Below are 3,747 nucleotides of genomic sequence, written 5' to 3'. Positions count from 1 at the left end.
CCCCCGCCGCGTTCCGCGCGACGCCGTGGCGCGAAACGCCCGCTGATCCCGGCGCCCGGGGTCAGCCCGCGCCGGCGGCCCGGCGCGCCGTGATCGCGCCCACGAAGAACGAGGGATATTCGCGCGAGAGCGACTCGACGTCGGGAAGCAGCTCGGCGTTCTCGAATCCGGCTTCCGCGAGAGCCGCCCGCCAGTTGCCGGGCGTCAGGAACCCGTGCGTGGGCCGGACCTCGGGATCGGTGACGACGTTGACGAAGTTCTCGAGGAAATTGAAGATGAACTCGACGTAGATCGGCTGTCCGGCGCGCGGACGAACGCACTCGGAGAAAACGACCGCCCCGCCGGGAACGACCACCTCCCGGATCGCGGCCAGCGTCCGGCGCAGGTCGTGCGCGACGTGGATCGTGTTCACCGCGTAGACGAGGTCGACGGATTCGGGAGCGATCCCCTGATCGACCAGGGACACGTTCATGTCGAGCTTCCGGCATTCGAACGGAACTTCCGGGAATCGCGCCTTGAGCGAACGCTCTCCGCGGCGCAGGAAAGTCGGCACCGGCTCGGTGAAGAGGTACCGGCGCACGTTTCCGAGCCGCCCCTCGGCGGAGAGATGCTGGAGCAGGGCCATGGCCGCGGATCCCGCGCCGCCCCCGAGCTCGAGGATCGTCACGGGGCGCGTCCTCGGAAGGGCCCGGGCGGCCGCCTCCGCCCCGAGACGGTTGTTGACGGCATAGAGGAGATTGTCGTTGTTGAAGTAATCGAACCAGAGGGAGAGACGCGCGGGAGAGAAGAGGATCTCTTCTCCGGTCTTCCGTCCGGCGAAGAAGTCTTCGATGTTTTCAGCGAGCGCGTCGACGACGGTGAACGCCGGCGCGCACGCGGGCGAGACCGCGAGCGCCTTTTCCCTGGCTCCGCTTCCCGCCGGAGGCACCGGGATCCGCGCCACGAACCGGCGCGGCGCGTCCCCGCGCGCCTCGAGGAACCCCTCTTCGGCGAGCTTGTCGAGCATCCAGGAAAGCGCCGTCTCGGCCCGGGGAGCGTAGCCCTTCCGGGCGATCGCCTCGGCCGCGGTCGACGGCTCGCGGAACTCTCCGAGGAGATCGAGGCGGGCGAGCGCCTGTCCCGCCGTCTCGGTCGTGTAACGATCGAAGTACTCGCTGCAGATGACGAACTCCGGGGAGAAATGACGGCGGACGTCCGGCTCGAGAGCGGCGCGGATCCGGTCCGACAGTGCCTGGTAGGGGTCCATCCCCGAAGTCTATCGCGGCGTTGCGGGCGCGGCGATGCATCGAGCCGGGCGGGCGCGTGCCGGCGGCCGGCGGCTCGACGTACGCTCATTGGTACGCCTTCACCGCCGGCCGCCTGCCCGCATCCCGCCGGGCTCGCGCCTCGCCGCGCCTCAGCGTCGTGCCGTTGAACGCGGCTGGATCGTAAGTCGGCCTTTTGCGGGCGCGGCGATGCATCGAGCCGGGCGGGCGCGTGCCGGCGGCTGGCGGCTCGACGTACGCTCATCGGTACGCTTTCACCGCCGGCCGTCTGTCCGCATCCCGTCCGCCTTCGCCAAGGCTACGGCGGATCGAGGTTGCAACGGTGGTTGTGGCTCAGGGGCCGTTGGAGACGAGCAATCCCGCCATAGCTCGTAGAGCGACGGCGGGCCGGGCTCGCGCCTCGCCGCGCCTCAGCGTGGTGCCGTTGAACGCGGCTGGATCGTAAGTCGGCCTTTTGCGGGCGCGGCGACAAGGTCGAGCCGGGCATCCGGCGGACGGCACGATCCGCGGCGATTTGCTAGGATCGCGCGTCGTGAAACGTCTCCTCCCCGCCGCCCTCGGACTCGTGTGCGCGGTCGCCTCGGCGTCCCCGCTCCTCGCTCAGGCGCCGAAGCGGCGCGTCGTGATCCTCGGCTTCGACGGCGTCGACGCGGGGATCGTCGAGCGCCAGATCGCCGCCGGCCGGCTGCCGAACCTCGCCGCGCTCGAGAAACAGGGAGGCTTCACGCCGCTCCTCCCTCCGGTCCCGGCGCAAACGCCCGTCTCGTGGGCGTCCTTCTCGACGGGCCTCGATCCCGGCAGCACCCGCATCTTCGACTTCCTGAAGCGCGATCCGAAGACGCTGACGCCGACCTTCGCGATCGCCGAGGAGGGAGAGAAGAAGTTCCTCTTCGGCACGGCGAATCCGTTCGTCTTCGGTCTCGCCGTCCTCCTCGTCCTCGGGCTCCTCCCGCAGATCTTCGCGCGCCGCTGGGGACGCGCCGTCTTCCTCCTGATCGGCGCCGCGGGCGCGGCCGCCGCGTTCGTCGTCGTTCGCCAGGACCTTCCCAGCCGCCAGCCGACCGCGATCAACAACCGGCAGGGGACGACGCTCTGGCAGGCGCTCGGCGCGGCCGGAAAGAAGGCGGTCGTCATCCGGATGCCGGTCACGTTCCCGCCCGACGAGTTCGCCGACGGCAAGCTCGTCTCCGGTCTCGGCGTTCCGGACCTCTCGGGACGGATCGGCCGGCCGTCGTACTACACGTCGGACCCGTTCTTCGCGCCGAAGGGGGGCAACGACTTCTCGATCGAGCTCGTCCGGCTCGACTCGAACGAGGGTTCGATCGCGACGAAGATCACCGGGCCGCCCGCGAAGTACTTCGGCAATCCCCAGGGGTGGCTCGACGCGAAGATGACCCTCGTGGTCGACGCGGACAAGAAGGGGCTGACGATCGACACGTCCGGCACCCGGACGCATCTGCGGACGGGGGAATGGAGCGACTGGGTGTCGCTCGCCTTTCCCGCGAACCCGCTCGTGACGCTCCATGGCATGGCGAAGTTCAAGCTCGTGTCCGTGTCGCCCGAGATCGGCCTCTACCTGTCGCCCGTCAACTTCGACCCCCGGAAGCTCCCGCCCGGATTCTCGCTCTCGACCCCGGCGTCGTTCGCGCGGGACCTCGCGTCGCAGGTCGGCCTGTTCAAGACGATGGGATGGGCGATCGACACCTGGTCGATTCAATCGGGCACGATCGACGAGGCCACCTTCCTTCAGGACGTGGACGCGACGGTCGCCTCCGAGCGGAAGATCCTCGACACGCTGCTCGCGGACAAGTCCGTCGATTGCGCCATCCAGTATTTCGAGTTCCCCGATCGCGTCAGCCACATCTTCTGGCGGTTCCGCGATCCGCTGCATCCGGCCTACGACGCGGCGCTCGCGAAGATCTACGGCGACGCGGTCGAGAAGGCCTACGACACGATGGACGCGATCGTCGGCCAGGCGCGCGCGAAGCTCTCCCCGTCGGACGTCCTCATCGTGCTCTCCGACCACGGGTTCGCAACGTGGCGGCGTTCGGTCAACTACGACACCTGGCTCGTCCAGAACGGGTACCTCGCGTTGAAGGGAGAGGCGCAGCGCAAGAATCTCGACGAGCTCTTCTCGCACGGGACGTTCTGGGACAACGTCGACTGGTCGAAGTCGAAGGCGTACGCGATGGGGCTCGGGGAGATCTACATCAACGTCAAGGGGCGCGAGAAGGAAGGCATCGTCGAACCGGGCGCCGAGTACGAGAAGGTGCGCTCCGAGCTCATCGCGCGGCTCCTCACGCTGACGGACGCCAAGAACGGGGAGAAGGCGGTCTCGCGGGTGCTCCGGCGCGAAGAGGCGTACCGGAAATTCGACCCGAACCTGATCCCCGACCTCTTCGTCCTCAACACGGCGGGATTCCGCGTTTCCTGGCAGTCTTCGCTCGGGGTCCCGACGGAGAACCTGTTCGAGGACAACACC

At 68.6% G+C, this 3,747-nt stretch carries 2 protein-coding genes; one reads left to right on the top strand and one right to left on the bottom strand.

Annotated elements, in window-relative coordinates; all coding sequences use genetic code 11:
• Window positions 1-61: 61 nt before the first annotated feature.
• Entirely contained in the window at window positions 62-1,246 is a 1,185-nt protein-coding gene (locus VKH46_08910) for a class I SAM-dependent methyltransferase (protein ID HKB70949.1), read from the bottom strand.
• A 551-nt stretch (window positions 1,247-1,797) separates the two neighbouring features.
• Here VKH46_08910 and VKH46_08905 point away from each other — a divergent pair.
• Window positions 1,798-3,747 (top strand): alkaline phosphatase family protein (locus tag VKH46_08905; GenBank protein ID HKB70948.1); only part of this gene is annotated, 1,950 nt, incomplete at its 3' end.

This window comes from Thermoanaerobaculia bacterium (assembly GCA_035260525.1).
Classification (GTDB): Bacteria; Acidobacteriota; Thermoanaerobaculia; order UBA5066; family DATFVB01; genus DATFVB01.
This window is presented reverse-complemented; position numbering and strand designations above follow the sequence as displayed.

Bases quoted from the DNA above. Each gene is read 5' to 3' on its own strand.
- VKH46_08910 (HKB70949.1), bottom strand. From the start codon at position 1,246: ATGGACCCCTACCAGGCACTGTCGGACCGGATCCGCGCCGCTCTCGAG.